Annotated in this window: 10 protein-coding genes; 3 read left to right on the plus strand and 7 right to left on the minus strand. The window is 48.0% G+C overall.

Translation table 11 applies throughout. From position 1 onward, the window contains the following. Positions 1 to 23 precede the first annotated feature (23 nt). Together QUB12_RS09000 and QUB12_RS09005 are read right to left on the minus strand one after the other, a co-directional pair. Positions 24 to 218, minus strand: a complete 195-nt coding sequence (locus QUB12_RS09000) for a hypothetical protein (protein WP_333145318.1) — start codon at positions 216 to 218, stop codon at positions 24 to 26. 109 nt (positions 219 to 327) lie between these two features. After that, a complete protein-coding gene (locus QUB12_RS09005) occupies positions 328 to 1,290 on the minus strand; it encodes an orange carotenoid protein N-terminal domain-containing protein (protein WP_333145317.1) in 963 nt (320 codons plus the stop codon). Between the two features lie 278 nt (positions 1,291 to 1,568). On the opposite strand from QUB12_RS09005, the gene queG reads away from it, so the two are divergent. Both queG and QUB12_RS09015 read left to right on the plus strand, forming a co-directional pair. Then, entirely contained in the window at positions 1,569 to 2,504 is a 936-nt protein-coding gene (gene queG / locus QUB12_RS09010) for a tRNA epoxyqueuosine(34) reductase QueG (RefSeq protein ID WP_333145316.1), read from the plus strand. A 306-nt stretch (positions 2,505 to 2,810) separates the two neighbouring features. After that, positions 2,811 to 3,449, plus strand: a complete 639-nt coding sequence (locus QUB12_RS09015) for an HAD-IA family hydrolase (protein ID WP_333145315.1) — start codon at positions 2,811 to 2,813, stop codon at positions 3,447 to 3,449. 151 nt (positions 3,450 to 3,600) lie between these two features. Here the strand turns inward: QUB12_RS09015 and QUB12_RS09020 are convergent, their stop codons facing one another. Next, complete coding sequence (locus QUB12_RS09020) at positions 3,601 to 4,428, minus strand: SWIM zinc finger family protein (RefSeq protein WP_333145314.1); 828 nt, start codon at positions 4,426 to 4,428, stop codon at positions 3,601 to 3,603. A gap of 135 nt (positions 4,429 to 4,563) precedes the next feature. Continuing rightward, a complete protein-coding gene (locus QUB12_RS09025; protein ID WP_333145312.1) occupies positions 4,564 to 7,959 on the minus strand; it encodes a DEAD/DEAH box helicase in 3,396 nt (1,131 codons plus the stop codon). A gap of 648 nt (positions 7,960 to 8,607) precedes the next feature. Between QUB12_RS09025 and QUB12_RS09030 the strand changes: the two genes are divergently transcribed. Further along, on the plus strand, positions 8,608 to 10,761 hold the full coding sequence (locus tag QUB12_RS09030; protein ID WP_333146959.1) for a polyribonucleotide nucleotidyltransferase: 2,154 nt from the start codon (positions 8,608 to 8,610) through the stop codon (positions 10,759 to 10,761). A 358-nt stretch (positions 10,762 to 11,119) separates the two neighbouring features. Here the strand turns inward: QUB12_RS09030 and QUB12_RS09035 are convergent, their stop codons facing one another. The 3 genes from QUB12_RS09035 to QUB12_RS09045 all read right to left on the minus strand — a co-directional run bounded on the left by QUB12_RS09035 (position 11,120) and on the right by QUB12_RS09045 (position 18,857). After that, on the minus strand, positions 11,120 to 12,370 hold the full coding sequence (locus QUB12_RS09035; RefSeq protein WP_333146957.1) for a Rid family detoxifying hydrolase: 1,251 nt from the start codon (positions 12,368 to 12,370) through the stop codon (positions 11,120 to 11,122). A gap of 301 nt (positions 12,371 to 12,671) precedes the next feature. Then, positions 12,672 to 17,987: a response regulator gene (locus QUB12_RS09040; RefSeq protein ID WP_333306437.1), complete on the minus strand. Its 5,316-nt coding sequence runs from the start codon at positions 17,985 to 17,987 to the stop codon at positions 12,672 to 12,674. A gap of 51 nt (positions 17,988 to 18,038) precedes the next feature. After that, positions 18,039 to 18,857 (minus strand): HNH endonuclease, encoded by an 819-nt coding sequence (locus tag QUB12_RS09045; protein ID WP_333306439.1) that lies wholly within the window; start codon positions 18,855 to 18,857, stop codon positions 18,039 to 18,041. Positions 18,858 to 18,863: the final 6 nt, after the last annotated feature.

Raw genomic sequence — 18,863 nt, forward strand, 5'->3', positions numbered from 1 at the left:
TTAGATGAATGAGTATACTGTAATCATTCTCTTTGTCGCAGCAAATCCCTCAAAAGATATAAGTAGGGCCAGGAAAATAATTCTCCGAAAAAAGGAGGAACCGGAGAGCGTCGATCGCAGCTTTCAGAGCGATCGACCGAAATCAATACTAATTTCAAAAAATGCCAGTGTAGCCAAGCTGCAAACCCTGATACCATCAGCCATTTCCAATCGTTCAATTCTTGAATCTAAAATTTAAAATCTAAAATCTAAAATGATAGAAACCCAGATGCCGTCAGGCGTCTGGGTTTCTAGCCAAGTCTGTTTGACAGACCGAACCCGAATATTCTATTTGCGGATCAAATTGAGCAATTCTTTAGGAGATGCCAACAAGTCGATCGCCACAAAGAAAATTTGACCTTGGGGATCGAGCATAAACCGCCACGCAATGTTCATGCCCACATTCGCGCCGAACCAGGGAGTTTCGACTTTGCCAGTGACTTTCACTTGGCGGTAGCCATCTTCTGCGGGTTCTGATACGCCTTGCTGGGGCATCATTTTCAGTCCGATGCACTCTTCCCGCATATAGTTGAGGATAGCGTCGCGACCGACGATCGGCTTTTGGAAAGGTGGTTGCAGGGCACCTTCTTCAGCAAATAAACCCACGGCTGGGGTGAAGTCGAAGGCGTTCATGTAGTCGATGTAGCTGAGGACAGTCTGCTCGCTGATACCCTCAATTTGGGTTTTCACCCGCTCTTCTGGAGCGGTGGGAGTGCTGCGGGGGGCTGAGCGTTTGCCGTACTCTTGGCTGAAATCTGGGTCGTAGCCCATGTGAACTACGGTGTTGCGAAGTACGGTAATTTGTTGGCCTGGATCTAGTTTCTTGATGGTTTCAAGGACTTGGGTGGCTTCGGGAGACATTTGATAGCCAGCGGGGATCGGAGCGACAACGCCCTGTTTCATCAACTGTCCCAACTCGTACCAGAAACCGAGTTTGGTGTTGACGCGCAAAGAAGTGTAAATCCGGCCAATTGTTGTGTCGGCGTTGCTGGCTAGGTCAAACATGGTTTTGCTTTGAGCAGCCGGCGACATTTGCTTGATTTCGCTCAGGATGCCTTCAACAAGCGCCATGCTGGCTACTCCGGGAGCGGCTGCGGTGATGGAAACGCCCATTTCGGTGTAGGCATACCAGAGTAGTGCGAGTTGGTCTTCAACGCTGAGTTTGTAAAATGCTTCGGTGGTAGCCGGAACAACGCTCGCAATCTCGGTGTTCGAGAAGATAGATTGAGCTGATTGAATACTAACTGCCATGTGTATGCTTTGGGATTTGTGGTTTTAGTGAGGTACTTGAGTTAGGAAACCTCAAGCTCCCTTAATTAACATCATGTAACGTTTTGTTAAAGTTTGCAAATAGAAATTACATATAGCTGAGTTATAAAACTATGATCAATGGTTTGGTAAATTGCGATCGCCGTCACTAGACTGTGCGCCGAATTAGTTTATTTAGGAAGCCGATCGTTAAAATCGCTTTGCATATCATATAAAATCAAAATAGTCAATACAAAAGGTAAATATTTGCCTGGTGTCAAATGAAAGCGCCAATTAGCAGCATTTTGGTTAAGGAAAAAGCCCTTGAGTTGGGATTTCACAAAGTCGGGATAGCCTTGGTAGACTGCGGCACTGACAAGGAGGCACAAAGGTTGCAGGCATGGTTGGATAAAGGCTATCAGGCGGATATGGCATGGATGGCTAACCCGAAACGTCAGGATATTCGCGCTGCAATGCCAGAGGTGAAGTCCTTAATATGTGTCGCCATCAATTACTACACGCCTCACCAACGCCCAGGCGGTTCCGAATATGCCAAAATCTCTCGCTACGGCTGGGGAAGGGATTATCATAAAATCCTGCACAAAAAACTGAAGGTTTTGGCAAATTGGGTGCGATCGCAAGGCGAGGGAATTGAAGCGCGGTATTATGCTGATACTGGGCCGATTCAGGATAAAATGTGGGCGCAACGTGCGGGGATTGGCTGGATTGCCAAAAATGGTAATGTAATTTCGCGCGAATACGGTTCTTGGGTGTTTTTGGGAGAAATCTTGACTAATTTGGAGTTAGCGCCCGATGAGTCTCATACGGAACATTGCGGTACTTGTACTCGCTGCATTGAGGCCTGTCCGACGGGAGCAATTACTGAGCCTTTTGTGGTGAATGCCGATCGATGTATAGCTTATCACACGATCGAGAATCGAGCCGAAAAATTGCCCGACGAAATTGCATCTAATTTACAAGGTTGGGTAGCAGGTTGCGATATTTGTCAGGATGTTTGTCCTTGGAATCAGCGATTTGCTAAACCAACTGATGTTGCCGACTTTGAGCCTTATCCTGAAAATATAGCGCCGACACTTGCAGAATTAGCCGACATTTCCGACGAGGAATGGAACCGCAGATTTACCGCTTCGGCGCTGCGGCGCATAAAACCCGAAATGCTGCGGCGAAATGCGAAAGCCAATCAAATTAACCCTTAAAAGTTGAGAATTTCGTGCTTAGGAGGCACTTTACCCTATAGATAATAACCCTAGGGTGTTTACGGCTCGCCAAGAGACAATACATTCTGCCGTAAGTCATTCCCCCATCTAAAATCTAAAATCTAAAACGCATCGCTAAGAGTTAATAAATTATGCAGTAAGTCATTCCCATCTAAAATCTAAAATCTAAAACGCATCGCTAAAAGTCAATACATTATGCAGTAAATCATTCCCATTTAAAATCTAAAATCTAAAATCTAAAATCTAAAATTGTATGCTTCCCCGTTCCTTATTTGCTATTGTCCAATGACCAAAGTAATTATTTTTGATTTTGACGGTACTTTAGCAGATACAATCGATATTCTTCTAAGCATCACCAACCGTTTGTCAGTAGAATTAGGCTTTAAGTCTGCCACCAAAGACCAAATCGCTCAACTCAGCAATTTAACTTCTTGGCAAATTCTTCAGTATTCGGGCATTTCTATCTTCAAATTCCCGCTGTTGATTAGAATGTTGAAAGCAGAGTTACGCACCGAAATTCCCAATATTCAATTATTTCCGGGGATTAAAGAAGTTTTACTGGAGTTAAAAACACTGGGATTTCAACTGGGAATAATCACATCTAATTCCAGAGAAAACGTTTTGGCATCGCTGGAAAAAAATGGTTTGCCAGACACTTTTACATTTATTTACTCTGGTTCAACTTTTGGCAAACATAAAGTTATTAATAGCTGGCTAAAAAGAGAAAATATAAATCCTAAACAAGTCGTTTACGTGGGAGATGAGATTAGAGATATAGACGCTGCTAGAAAAACAGGAATTAAGGTAATTGCTGTAGGTTGGGGTTTTAATTCTCAGGAGGCTTTGGCTGCACACAATCCCGATTTTTTGATTAAACGCCCCCAGGAATTGATAGAGATTATGAGTAATTTGCGGGAAGTGTAAACTGAAATTGCAAAAAGTAAGACTCGTCGGTTGAAATCTATTCTAGACAAACTCTCGTTCCACCAAAGATGGACTAAAGAATAAAATGGGTATTAAAGCCTGATTTGTTATCAGCCATATTTCCTAGTATCATCTCTGCGAATAAATTATGTTAATCTCCTTCGCTCCGTTTCAGTGCTGCTAAAACTGCTTGCTGGCTAACTGCTTGGTAGATTTTGCTAAAATGCTGCTTCAGGGCGTCTGATGCGGGCGAGGATTTGCTAGCCGTTCCTTTTCCGTCGGTTGCGAGGGGAATTGGGCCTAAGATATCTAATACTGTTTCGCTGCTGGGCGGCGGAACAATGACTACTAAAGATGATTCTAGCTGCTGATTGTATTCCCAAAAGCGATCGACCTTCGGCAATTTAGAATTCGCAGTAGGGGAATTTTCACCCTTGTTTAGCTGGGTATTTTCCTCTCCTTCCTTACCCCGTCTTTGGCGGAGTGCGGTCAATATTTGCTCTTTAGTTCTTCCGCGCAGTTGGAAGAGTACGAAGGGGTCTTCACTGAAGCGATCGCCCAATAAGTAGTATACTGCACTGATGTGTTTGCAAGGGTTTTGGGGGTCAGGACAGCTACAGCGCGATCGAATATCAGATAAACTTAACGGAAATAGCGTTTTGCCCGCTGCTGCAAATACATCTTCAATATTGTGCGGCATTTCTCCTGCTAACAGTTTAGCTGAAAAAACTGCTCTTTGCGACATATTTTCAATCACATAATCCCAATCTTCATCGCTCAATGTGTCGAGTCCTAAAGAAACTTGATAGGGTTTTGGATCGGTTCCTTGAACTATGGCAATTACTTCTTGATTGGGAAATTTAATGCTGAGAACTTTACCCTCGCGCGCGTATTGCCAGCCACGTTCTAAGCGCTTTTTGAAGCGGTAGGTATTGATTAAATCTAACCACTGTTGTGTCCACCATTCTCTGTCAATCATTTATTTGGGAATTGGGAATTGGGCATCGGGCCTTGGGCATTGGTAATTAGGATGCTGGAGTCAGAAAGGAAAAAACAGCTATCCGTGTATCCGTGACATCCGTGTCGTGCTGTTGGGAATTGGTAATTAATCATATTATTCTTCTTCCGTTTCTATGATAGCATTGCGATCGAGGATTAGTAAATTGCGAAGTTGGTCTGTATCGAGTTCGGTGAGCCAGTTTTCCCCGGCGCTGACAACTTGTTCGGCTAGAGCTTTCTTACTTTCAATCATATCGTGTATTTTCTCCTCTAACGTACCTGTGCAGACAAATTTGTGGACTTGCACGTTGCGAGTTTGACCGATGCGAAATACGCGGTCAGTTGCCTGATTTTCTACTGCGGGATTCCACCATCTGTCATAGTGGAAAACGTGGGTTGCTCTGGTTAAGTTCAAACCTGTGCCGCCTGCTTTTAAAGATAAAATCATAATCGGCGGGCCTTGGGGGTCGTGCTGGAAGCGATCGATCATTTCTTCCCGCTGCTGTTGCCGAATTCCTCCGTACAAGAACAAAACTTCTCGCCCTAAATGCTGCTCTAGATGAGGTTTCAGGAGTTTTCCCCATTCGGCAAATTGAGTAAAAATTAAAGCCCGATCGCCCTCAGCGAGCACCTCTTCTAACATTTCCACCAACCGCTGCAATTTCCCCGATTCCTGACTCTTAATCTCCAATTCTTTCGGCTTAGCTTCTGCTTTCACAAGAGCCGGATGGTTGCAAAGTTGCTTGAGTTTTACCAGCAAAGCCAGAATCATTCCCCGGCGTTGAATACCTTCGGCTGAGTCTAATTCAGCTATTGACTCTTCGACTATTTTCTGATATAATACCGCCTGTTGATTTGCCAGCCCGCAAAATACAGTCATCTCCTGTTTTTCGGGCAAATCTTGGATGATTTCTTTGTCTGTTTTCAGGCGGCGGAGGATGAAAGGCCGAACGAGCGATCGCAAAGTCTGCAAAGATTCCCTATCGCCGTATTTCTCGATCGGAATTGCAAATCGGCGCTGAAAGAAATTGCGCGGCCCCAAATAGCCAGGATTCAGAAACTCCAAAATTGACCACAATTCTTGCAGTCTATTTTCCACCGGAGTCCCTGTCAGCGCAATTCTAAAAGATGCCTCGATTTGCCGCACCGCTTGCGACTGCTTAGCCTCGGAATTTTTAATATTTTGCGCTTCATCTAAAACCAATCCTTGCCACTTAATGCCTTGAAATTCCTTCGCATCGCGAAACACCAGCGCGTAACTGGTAATTATTAAATCCTTTCCCTTAATTCCCGCTGCAAATGCTTTTCCTTTAGCGCGTTTGTCTCCGTGGTGAACTAACACTTTTAGCGTCGGGCCAAATTTCTTGACTTCCCGCTCCCAATTGCCCAATACCGATGTCGGACAAACCAGTAATGTTGGCGCTTCTAGGGCATCTTGTTCCTGTAAGTGCACAAGGAAAGCAATTAGCTCGATGGTCTTACCAAGTCCCATATCGTCCGCGAGACAAGCGCCCAAACCCCAGCGTTCTAAGAATGCTAACCAGCCTGCTCCTAGCGCTTGATAAGGCCGCAATTGTCCTCGGAAACTAGCCGGAGTTGCGATCGCACTTACCGCTTGATTATCGCTCAAAGTATTCAACAATTCCTGAAGTTGACCCGTAGCCTCAAAATTAACCACAGGCAATTTCTCGATCATCTGAGAATCGCCCGACGCCAAACGCAAAGCATCCTCCAAAGAAAGAGTCATTTGCTCTTTGCGGCTGGCAAAAAAAGTTTGAGCAGCTTTCACATCCGGCGCGCGCAACTCCACCCACTCGCCGTTAATTTCCACCAAAGGCGAATTCAACGCAATCAATCTGTCAAATTCTGCCTTAGAAAGGCGCTGTCCGCCGATCGTCAATTCCCACTTAAAATTTAGCAGACTTTGCAATCCCAACCCGCCTTTCGCCGGAGTCACTTTCGGAGTTTCCGCTTGAATGCTCAAACCCAAACGACTCGCCCAACCATCCGTCTTTGTCAAACTCGGCGGCAAAACTACGCCCAACCCGCTATCAGCAAACCGCCAAGCTACAGACTTAATAAACTCGTAAGCTTGCAGCGGATTTAATTGGCAAGATTGAGGCCGCTGTGCTTGCAAACTCGGTTCAATTAACGGATAAAGTTTCGAGGCTAAACCCAAGCCGCTGAGCAAAGTTTCTTGAGGCAATTCTATTGTCCGCCCCGCATAAGCCAAACGCTCGACTGAGTTGTTCCAAACAGTTGTCGCGTCTACCAAAAATTCCGCTTCATCTGCAGCTTGCAAGCAATAATTTAAACTCCAGTTGGCTTTACCAGGAGACGGCGGTATGAGTTGAAAGCAAGTGCGAAATTGACTTTGTTGAGATAATTGGTTTTGCAGCGGTGCAGTCCAAGCACTCAGCTTGGTTGCCAAGTTTTCCAATGCTGTTGTTTCTACTTGAACTCTCCCAGATTCCTGCTGCAAAGCTTGCAGCCAGTCGCGCACAGGAGAAACTGCTTTGATGTCTAAAGTAGAGCTACCAGCAGATCGCACTTGACTATCTACAATACTGCTCAAAAAGCCTAACACCAATTCCTCAGCCCCCCTCGGCAAATCCACCGCTAAATGTAATTGACTGGATTCTTCTTCCTTTTCCCCTCTTCCCTCTTCCTTATTCCCTCTTCCTTCTTCCTTTTTCCTTCTTCCTTCTTCCTTCTTCCTGGCATCCGTTACATCCGTTACATCCGTTACATCCGTTACAGAATCCGTTGCCGAACTTCCTTCTTCCTTCGATTGATATGTTCTGCAAGCCGTCGGCATTTGCTTGACAAAAGTGCTGAGGCGGAGTATGTCTGTAGAACTATCTAACAGCGGTTGCCATTTGGCAATAGCAGAACCGTCGGACTGTTTCTCCAATCCAGGCAAGAATTTGCATCTTGCCAACAAATCCAAACTCCACCTAGCAATATGAGACCAAAAACGCAAATCAGAGCCGACAAAAGAGTCTGGTTCCGTGCTGTTAAGCGGTAGTGATTGCAAGAAAACAAAAGCTGCTTGAGGGTTGAGACAAAAACCCTCGACTTGCCAGGGATAAAGGTAAATTTCCTCGGTTTTAGCGGGTTCCTCATCAAGTGCTGCTGCTGAGTGCTGCGGCATCAAACTTGCGTTCGATTCTGAGATTTGGGTGGGAAGTGCGATCGCCCGAATTTCCCTTTGAATTGAGGAGTTGGGTGCGCTGATTTCTTCCTTGGGAGTTTTGGGCGATCGCCTAGTTTTTTTGCTTTTTTCCGGTGGAGTTTCTGCGGTTTCCGGTAATTGCCAGTTTAGTTTTCCCGACTGTTGCAAGGAATTTAGGAAAATCTTAAATTCAGATTCTGTCATTGCTAAGGGATGCGGTAAATTCCTCCCCGATTCTAGGGTTTCAATTGCCCCAAGTTTCCGCCAAGTTTCTCCCCAAATAAATAAGCAACTTTTTTCCTTCTCTAGGAGCCAACTGCCGTGTAAAATTGCCATTTTTTTTACCCTGATATTTGTATTTAAGTGCGAGGTTGACTACAGCATTTATATGGAATTTATGAAAATTTTATTTAAAACAAACCGAGGAAATTTTGAGCCAGATAGGAATTAGGTAGAACCTTTATATTTAGGTACTTATCGCACACCTTATACCAATTTAATGTGAAGTTGCACATATCTCGATCCCCCTCGCATACCCCCTACTCCCCCTGATTGTTGGGGAGTAGGGGTTGACTTTGAGAATAATCTTGTCCCCCCTTAGTAGGGGCGGTGCGACCCCTACTCCCCGTGCCCGCCCTCTTGGCTAGGGGGGATCGGATTCTATGCAACCTCATAAAAAATTGGTATTACGGCTTATTCCCTGTCCTAGATACCTAAATCCCTCTTCCTTCTTCCTTCAACGTCCCAATTCCCAAACGAAAATTCATCGTACCATCTATGGAAGGCGTTTAGCGGACGATCGACCGGAGAATCGACCCCAGACTGCAAAAAATAATTCGAGAGTATAAATGCTTATAAGCCTGACGCAGACAGTGGATCGCGGGGCGATTATCCCTGTCTTTTGGCGTCGGACTCTCAAACATCCTGTGGTAATGTTACGATCCCGACAGAGAAAGAATGTGGTAGATAAGGAAGCAGTGCTACATGGTAGAGATAGACAAGTCAATATCCTTCGATGGACGGGATATTAGACTGAAGATTGGTTTACTAGCGCCTCAAGCAGGCGGTGCAGTTTTGATTCAGTCGGGTGACACGGCGGTTTTGGTGACAGCGACTCGATCGCAGGGGAGAGAAGGAATTGATTTCCTGCCCCTGTTGGTGGATTACGAAGAGAGACTCTACGCTGGCGGTAAAATTCCCGGTGGATTTTTGCGAAGGGAAGGGCGTCCCCCAGAAAAAGTGACTTTGACTGGTCGTTTGATCGATCGACCGCTGCGCCCGCTATTTCCAAGCTGGCTGCGAGATGACATCCAAGTTGTAGCAACAACGGTTTCGATGGACGAACAAGTGCCACCGGACGTTTTGGCGGTGACGGGGGCTTCGGTGGCGATACTGCTGGCGAAAATGCCGTTTTACGGGCCGATGGCGGCGGTACGAGTCGGTTTGGTAGGGGACGATTTCATCATCAACCCCACCTACAGCGAAATCAAAGAAGGCGAGTTGGATCTCGTGGTAGCTGGTTCTCCTGATGGAGTAATCATGGTGGAAGCCGGCGCTAACCAATTGCCAGAACAGGATATCATCGAGGCGATCGACTTCGGCTATGAAGCAGCCTGTGACTTGATTCAAGCCCAGCGCGAAATTATGGCCGAATTGGGCATCGATTTGGTGGTAGAGGAACGGCCATCCCTAGACTCTGCCCTGGAAAACTTTATTCGCGATCGCGCCCAAGAACCCATCCGCATCATTTTGTCAAGATTTGAAAAAGACAAAACAATACGGAATGCAGCTTTGGACGAAGTTAAGGCAAATGAAGTCGAATCTGCGATCGCCGAACTCCCGGAAGACGATCCGGTAAAACTAGCCGCCACCGCCAACACCAAGGCGATCGGCAACGTTTTCAAAGACGTTACCAAAAAAATGATGCGGAAGCAGATCCTCGAAGATGGCGTCCGTGTAGACGGTCGCAAGCTAGACGAGGTGCGACCCGTTTCTTGTCGCGTAGGCGTGCTGCCGTCGCGAGTACACGGCACTGGGTTGTTTAATCGCGGGTTGACTCAAGTCTTGTCTGCAGCTACCCTGGGAACCCCAGGCGACGCCCAAGACTTAGGGGACGACTTGCACCCGCAGCAAGACAAACGCTACCTCCACCACTACAATTTCCCGCCGTTTTCGGTAGCAGAAACCAAGCCGATGCGATCGCCCGGAAGGCGAGAAATCGGTCACGGAGCCCTCGCAGAACGCGCTTTACTGCCGGTTTTGCCATCCAAAGAAGATTTCCCCTACGTGATTCGCGTAGTTTCAGAAGTCCTTTCTTCCGACGGTTCGACCTCAATGGGTTCAGTTTGCGCCTCAACGCTAGCATTAATGGATGCAGGCGTTCCCCTTTCCCAACCCGTCAGCGGCGCGGCAATGGGCTTAATTAAAGAAGGCGATGAAGTCCGAATTTTGACTGACATTCAGGCAATTGAAGACTTTTTAGGCGACATGGACTTCAAAGTAGCCGGTACCGACACCGGGATTACTGCTTTGCAGATGGACATGAAAATCAAAGGTTTGCCCTTAGATGTAATTGCCAATGCCATCCGCCAAGCCAAACCAGCCAGACTGCACATTCTAGAAAGAATGCTGGCAACCATCGACACTCCCCGCAAGGAAATGTCGCCGTTTGCACCGCGTTTGCTAACCCTGAAAATCGATCCAGAATTTATCGGTTTGGTAATTGGGCCTGGGGGCAAAACCATCAAAGCCATCACCGAAGAAACCGGTGTCAAAATTGACATCGAAGACGACGGAACCGTGACAATTGCTGGCAACGACAGCGAAAAAGCTCAGCGGGCTTACAACATTGTCCAAGGCATGACGCGCAAGTTGAATGCAGGAGACGTGTATGTCGGCCGCGTAACTCGAATTATTCCGATCGGCGCTTTTGTGGAAATTTTGCCAGGAAAAGAAGGCATGATTCACATTTCCCAGTTAGCGGACTACCGCGTCGGGAAAGTCGAAGACGAGTTAGCTGTAAACGATGAAGTGATTGTCAAAGTGCGAGAAATTGACAACAAAGGTCGAATTAATTTGACCCGCTTGAATATTCATCCCGACGAAGCGGTAGCCGCCCGCGAAGCGCTGAATAAATAGTTTACAGTTGGTAATTGGTAATTGCTTTTAGAGTAATTGCTAATTGCTAATTGGTAACTGGTGATTAGTAATTATTAATTGCTAATTGAGATTAAATCTGATTGTTTCAGATTGATTTGGGAGTAGGGTGCGCGACAGCGACAGATCGACTTTGTGCGATCGGCTGTAGAAGTTAATACAGTCGCGCACTTTACCCTCGGCGGTTGCTATAAGTAAACCTTGGAATTATTCATCTCTCTCCCCTCTTCCTCTGCGCCCTCTGCGCCCTCTGCGGTTAAATCGCTCATAAATATTAAAAAAAAAAACTATCCAGAAACCAGACTTCTTGAAAAAGTCGGGCATCTAAAAGAAGATGAAATCAAATCACAGCAATACAGTCAATTTCAACTAACACATCTTTCGGCAAACGCGAAACCTCCACACAAGCGCGCGCCGGTGCAGTTTCCGCATCAAAATATTTCGCATAAACCGCATTCACGGCGGCAAAATCATTCATATCTTTAAGGAAAACCGTAGTTTTTACCACATCCAACCAAGTAGCGCCGGCTTCTGTGAGAATGGCTTCGAGATTTGCCATAACTTGTTCGGTTTGTTTTGCCACATCCTCGGTGTAGACTATATCGTTTAGTCTAATGTCGATCGCAATTTGGCCAGCTACAAACAGCATAGTGCCCGTAGCGGCGATCGCTTGATTGTAAGGGCCCACGGGTGCCGGTGCTTTGTCAGTACGAATAATTTTGCGCGTCATAGATGTTAGTTTTTGGGAGAATTTTTCCGAAGTTTCCGGCTGGTAGAGTTCTGCGTCAGAGGTTTCAGGCTGGTAGATTTCTCCATCAGGCATTGTAGCACCAGTGAAGTCTGCATTTTCGATATTCCAACCATAAGTTCTTGCGTTAGTTAAGTCTGCCTTTTTCAAGTTTGCTCCACTTAGATCGGCTCTACTTAAATTGGCTCCTTGTAGATTAGCTCTTTCGAGATTCGAGCTTTGCAAACAGGCTTTTTTTAGGTTAGCTTCTTCCAAGTTTGCCACACTTAAATCTACATCAATCAACTTAATTCCTGACAAATTGCTTTTTGTCAAATTGACTGCCCTGAGTTTACAAGCGTTGAGATTTGCCTCTAAGAATTTTACACCATTTAGAATTGTTGCAGTTAAATTTGCTTCAGCCAGGTTTGCTCCAGTCAGATGAGCGTTAGTCAAGTTAGCTCTATTTAAGTCGGCCTGAAACAAGGAGGCTCTACTTAGGTTAGTAGCCGTTAGGTTTGCACCACTCAGATTTGCCATCTCAAGATTAGCATTAGTCAAGTTGGAGCCACTCAGATTTGCTTTACTCAAATTTGCACCGTTGAGTTCTGCTAAACTTAGATTACTTGAAGCACAACTTATTCCACTCAAGTTTGCACTTGTCAGGGATGCCCGACTCAGATTAGCATGGTTAATACTCGCATTTGTTAGGTTTATGCCACTCAAATCAGTTCCAGTCAAATTAGCACTCTGTAGGTCGATCCCACTCAGATCAGCACCTTTAAGGTCTACCCCACTTAACCGTTCATTATGAAATTTTCGTTCACCTTTGGCATATCTTTCTAAAAGTTCTTTAGCATCCATAAATCACCTCGATCGCCCTTCCGCTACACCCCACATTCCCAGCCTACCACCAAAACCGAAAGCGCGATCTAAATCCGCATCAATCCATTTTCATCTGCGGTCAATCAACTCCCTTTTTCAACCGCAGATAAACACAGATAAACGCAGATAAATTATATCAAATTCGTCCTTCCTCGGAATCATCGCTCTCTCTGTTCTCTTTCTCTGCGTCCTCTGTGTCCTCTGCGGTTTAATCAATCCAATTTCATCTGCGGTTAACAAATTCCCATTTTTCAACCGCAGATAAAAGCAGATTTACACATTACACACCAACCGGAGCACCAACAACCTCACCTTTCAACATCCGAGAAGCAGCATCAAGCAATTGCTCCTCCAAATAAGGCTTAGTGAAATAGCCCTTCGCGCCCAAACTGTAAGCCATTTGGCGGTGTCTGTCAGCACCGCGAGAAGTTAGCATCGCGATCGGCAATTCACACAAAACAGCATCCTTCTGCATCCGAGAAAGTAGTTCCAAACCGTCCATTCTCGGCATCTCAATATCGCAGAAAACGATATCGCAAGGCAGACCAGATTTCATCTTTTCCCAAGCTTCCTTACCGTCGCGAGCTTCTTCCACACGATAGCCAGACTTCTCGAAAGTAATCGACAAGAGCGATCGCACCGTAATCGAGTCATCGACAATCAGCACAGTCGGCTCAGTCTTCTCGATTTCCGCCTCCGCAGCAGCCCGATCGCCCTCATCCCAAAGCGTTCCGCCAGTGTCCTTCCGCAGCCTTCCCGTAGCCAAATCGATCAGCTCCAGAACGTCCGCAATCGCCACGATCCGACCGTCTCCGAGCACGGTAGCCCCAGCAATCCCGATCGGCTTCGGCACCGGCCCTTCCAACGGCTTGATCACAATTTCCTGTTCCGTCGAAACCTGATCCACCTGCACCGCCAAGAAATTGCCAGCAGAGCGCAGCACGATCACCGAAATCATGTCATCGTCAGTATTAAACCCGTAAACACTGCCCCGACCCAAATGGCGGCTGTAAGCCAGCAGATCCCGCAGCGGCCGGAACGGCAAGCTTTGACCCCGCCACTCAATGCAAGGCAAACCATCCGCCCCCGTCGTCACCTGATCGCGAGGCACATCGATCATATCTTCGACCCCATCCATCGGGAAAGCAATGCGAGCGCGATCGCTAATGCAAGTCAGAGCCTTAGAAATACTCAACACCAGAGGTAAACGGATGGTAAACACAGTCCCCTTGCCGATCGTTGAATCGATCGACACAGTACCGCGAATCTCCTGCAACGAAGTCTGCACCACATTCATACCGACCCCCCGGCCGGCATACTCCGTCGCCTGTTCCTGAGTGCTGAACCCCGGCATAAACAGCAAATCGTAAACTTCCGAGCGAGACATCCTTTGAGCCTGAGCCGCCGTCAGCATACCCTGCTTAATCGCCTTCGCCTTCACCTTTTGCGGGTCAATTCCGGCCCCGTCGTCTGAAACCGAAACCACGGTTTGGTTCCCTTGGTGGAAAGCCCGAATCGTAATCCTGCCGACTGCAGGCTTCCCAGCCGCCAGACGCACCTCCGGCGCTTCGATCCCGTGAGTAATCGCATTGTTCACCAAATGAGTCATCGGGTCATATAGCTGATCCACAATCATCTTGTCGATCAAAATCTCCTTACCCTCAACCTGCAACTGAGCCTGCTTCCCGCACTTAATCGCGATTTCCCGCACCGCCCGGAACAGCCTGTCCGTCGTCTCCGCAAACGGCTTCATCCGGGCGCGAGTCAAACCTTCTTGCAGTTGAGTCGTAACTTGTCGCAGTTGGCGAGTCACCTGATCCGCCTCATCCACCAAAAACTCAATGTCCGCCGCCGACTCCCGCACCCGCACGATCAGCTCAATAATCTCTTGAGCCAAACTGTGGAAAGGAGTAAACCTGTCCATTTCCTCCGGTCTCCAGGCACTTTCGCGGGTGTGGGCCGAATCCTCAGAGCGCCAGGCCGATCGGTGTCCCTGGCGGTTTGCCAGCAAAGCAATCTCCAAAAGACTCCGCTCGTAGAAATCCTGAGTCCGCTGGCTCACATCGCTCAGCAGCGCCACCTGGTGCAGCAAATTGTCCAAAAACTGCCGCATCCGTTCTTGGTCTTGCTCCAAACTGTTGCGGTTCACAACCAGTTCCCCCATCAAATTGCTGAGGTTGTCCAGTTGCTTGACCGGCACCCGCATCGTCTGGTCGCCGAACCCGCCCGCGCGGGGATTCCGCCTGGGTCTGTTGATCGCCGACGGCCCCATATTGCCTTCCCCTTGGCGGCCGCTGTCCTTGGGATCTTCCAGCAGTTTTTCCAAATCGCCAAATTCGTCGTCGCTCTCATCGGCAGCAGTGCGCGGAGCTTTACTAGCAGTTGTCGGTGCAGGAATTTCCGGCATAGTTGCGCTCTCGCTGAGGAGTTCTTCGAGATCCGAGAAAACTTCTGTATTTACCGGACTCTGATTTGTGCTTCCAGAAGCTGCTATGACAGCCCCAGCACCCCCTGCAATTAACAGTGCTTCTAAATCGTCAAAATTTCCTTCGGCATCATCTTCATCGCCTGATTCGCCCTCGGCAAAAAAGTCTGCCAGCGATCCCTCTTCCAACTCCGAGGAATCTGCCTCGGCCGAGTCGTCCTCAGCGTCCCAAAAGCCGGTCGTCAGTTCCGAAGTCACCAGAACCTCAGCATCGATCGAATCCAACAAATCATCAAAACCCTCCAACTCTGCGTTGTTGAGAGTAGCCCCGGTTTCCCTCGCCGAGAGCAAGTCAGCATCGCCCTCCAACATACCATCGAGAGATTCTGCAGGCAGCGGCTCTAAATCCGCACTCAAAAAATCCGTTTCCAGGGCATCAAACAAATCATCTTCGCCCTCAGATTCCCCGGCGCCATCTGTTTCGGATCGATCGAACAAATCCGCACCCTCCTCGTCGAACAAACCCTCGGCAGGTTGGGCAGACAATTCGTTCACATCCACAGCCGCGCCGTCATCTGGCGCCGTTCCAGCATCGCCTGGGTGCACCATGCCTTCGCCAAACATATCCTCCAAGAAATCGAAAGCTGCGCCCTCATCAGATTCGACATTTGAAATTTCCGACTCAGGACGATCGTCGGACAAAGCCCCAAGTTCAACCTCTGCCGAATTTGCCAAGCCTTGGTCGGAAACAGCCGCACCATTGTTATTGTTGTCGAACAAACTCCCCAAGTCGCCCTCATCAACTCCCACACCGGCACTCAGCAATTGTGAATTCCCATCATTGAGCCAACGCCCACGGCCTTGCCCCGAAGCTTCTCCGTCATACTCAGTACCCGTAGGTACAGAACCGAAAAGCTCAGCCAAATCTGCCGCTTCTCGGGAAGTAGCCACTCCTTGCCCATCCCGCACAGTCTGTTCATCCTCAGAAATCGAACCCGAGGTCATATCCCCAAACAGCGCATCTAAATCCGTATCGTCCAGATCCAGGTTGAGCGATTGCACAGACTCGTCTTCCATGCCGAAAGCCTCTTCTAGCCAGTTTCCATCCGCAGAGATATCTAAATCAGAATTTGATGTCATGTTAAGAACGTTGCCCATTTCCTCATTTTGTGGGATGCCTGCAGCTCGATCTCGATCGCCCCCGTTCTCCCCAGCTTCGTCTTCTGAAGAAAGGAAATTAGAAGTAATCCCCAACAGCTCGCTCAAATCCGAATCCTCGCCAAGCTCAGAGAGCAACTCGAAATCATCCATTGCAGGCAGAGCAAGGGCTTCGGCATCCCCTAAATCCTTGCCCCCCCCTGCAGGCTTCTTCGATTGTCCGTCTAAAGCCTCAGACTTCAGGGAATACTCCGAAGAGACTGCCGGCCCACCTGTTGTCTCAGATAAGCCTAAATCGCCGAACAAGTTCTCGAAATCAGCATTGTCCTCCGTACCACCAGCAGAAGTTTGGGCAGCCACTTCGTCCAAAAGCGTACCGAGAGCATCTTCGTCAGCTTGTCCCCTGGCTGGGGCCACCGTGTCGTCTCGCCGCTCCAAACGGCCCTTACCGTTACCCGTGTTAAGGTGTTTGCTAGTTAACCGCTGGCTCGAACCCGCATTTTTCTGACCGGGAGCTACTGCCGAGCCCTCTGCCTCGTCTCCAAACAGCAAATCCTCCCCAAACAAACTCGTCAAATCGTCAATCGGAGGCTTCGTGTTCGTTTCGGAACTTGCCGCATCGTATTCGTCAAACAACAAATCAGTAAAATCGCCGGAATTGTCCTCGTCTAACCCCAGCATTCCCGCAGCCGATATCCCAGAAGACTGTGCATAGTCGAGGTCTTCTTCTTCTTCCCAAGCGCCGTCGAGATCCGGGGACTCGCCGTCAAACAAGTCCGCTAAAGTGTTGAGTTCTGCCGCGCCCACTTCCGGGCCGGTGCGGGTCGAGCCTCTAAAAGCACCCGTCTCTATATCCGATTCTGCGAAGACGGAATCTTCGTCGAACTGGGACGATCGAATGCCATTGTCATGGTTGCTGTCGCCGCTGTCGAGTTGGTCGAACAGCTCGTCTATACTCAGCCCAGAAATAGTCGGCAGCAACTTGTTCAATCCATCCTGGGAATCGCCCGAACCCACCATATCCCAGGCCTCATCCTCAACAGAAACCACATTTTTCCCGGATTTACTCGGTTGAGCAAAGGCCAGCAAATCTTCAAAATCCGTTTCTGGAACCAGAACAGCCGGCTGCAGCGACAGAAGTTTTGCGCTTGGTGCGATCGACGATTCTAGACCAGAAATTACCAGTTCTTGCGCTTGTTTGATGTCTTTGATCACCGTTGGCGCTAAGGTGCGGTAGGTATTTTCTGGGTTGGCGATCGCCTTGGATACAGCTTGGATCAATGCTATCCAGTAGGGCAGTTCAAATTCTTCCCCTGCCCTGAGCAAGTTCCGACAAATGTTCTTGAGTTGCCGCCTGCTTTCTGGCCCTTCGGGCTGTTTGAACTCTTGCAGGAGTTCCCGCATCCTCGCCGGCACGTCCGACTCAAATACTAGCTGCAGGGCGCTGTCTTCTGTTGCTCTGGCATCAGGTGCGTAAACTGACCGCGAATCTGGAAAACTTCTTGATGAGGCAAACGCCCCGACTCCCACCCCCGCCATAACTGGTTCGGGTACGGCCAGAACGCTGCTCTCGTCTGCATGGTATTCTCCGTGTCCAACGAGTCCCCCCAAGTGCCCGTTGAGTTCTTCAAATACTGGTTCTAATTCTCGAACCATCTGTTCTCCCAATTCTTCTGTCAGTCCAAAAGGCCCCGACAGTTGCTCTAACAGCCCTTGCAATGTGTCAAAAATTCGCAGAAAAAGGGACTCTAGCTGTTGGTCTACTTTAACGCTGCACTCTTTTAAAACTTTAAAACTATCTTCTAGTCTGTGAGCTGTTTGCTGAATGCTGGTCAGCCCCAGCATTGCTGCTCCTCCTTTGACAGAGTGAGCGGCCCTAAATACTTCGTTGACCAGTTCTGGGTCTTCGATCGTGGTTTGCAGATTCAGCAAGCCTTGTTCGATCGTATTGAGGTGGTCTTTTGCCTCCTCAATAAAGTAGCCCATGATCCTCTGTTGTTGCTCCGGTAGCATAGTTTTATTCCTGATTTTAATCGTTATTGTATTGGGTCTATGTTAGTAGTTCTAGAGAAGCTCTTTGTAGATCTCGCCCCTTGCCAAGAGAATAATCTGACTGCGAGATATGGCAAATGTCCTGGCTATTTTTCTTTTGGATATGCCCTCACTTAAAAGATAGCGAATCTCGCGCACCTGTTCGGGTTTGAGTTTGCGGTTAGGACATATCTTGCCGGGAACGAAAGGAAAGCGGTTTTTCTCTATGGCATCGCGGGAGTTATCGGCGGGGGTTCCTTCCCACAAATGGTCAGGATTGACACAACCGCGATCGTCGCAACTGTGACACGCAAAATAACCGGGTTTTACAGGTCTTCCCAGTTTGTGTTCCAGTACAAGTCTGTGGGGATAGAAACTTTGATTTTTCCCGTTAATCTTGATAGTTTTCACCGAGTAACCATCACTTCTTTTAGCCAAGGTACAAATCATGCAGCCGTTCGGCTGTATTTCAGCGCGAATGCCTGGAATTACTTCTATGCCTCGCACTTGTTTTTGAGGTTGAGGAGCAGATGTACTTCCGACATCTTTAATTCGTCCTTTTTTAAACCTATCTTGAGAATTTTCAAGTCTAGAACCTTCCCATAAATGGTTGGGATTGATGCAGTTGCGGACATCGCAAGTGTGGCAAGCAAAGTATTCCGGTCTAATCGGACGACCTAAAACATTTTCTAATACTAAACGGTGGACGGTCAGCGTTTTCCATTCACCGTTAATCCGAAGTCTTTTGGTGGCATAGCCCCTGCTGTTTTTTGAGAGGGTACAGATAATACAGCCCGTCGGCTGAATCTCACCAAATATGCCAGTAATTACTTCTACTATGTTGTCGTCCATCGTGCA

Origin of the sequence: Microcoleus sp. B7-D4 (genome assembly GCF_036705125.1) — a bacterium.
GTDB lineage: Bacteria > Cyanobacteriota > Cyanobacteriia > Cyanobacteriales > Microcoleaceae > Microcoleus.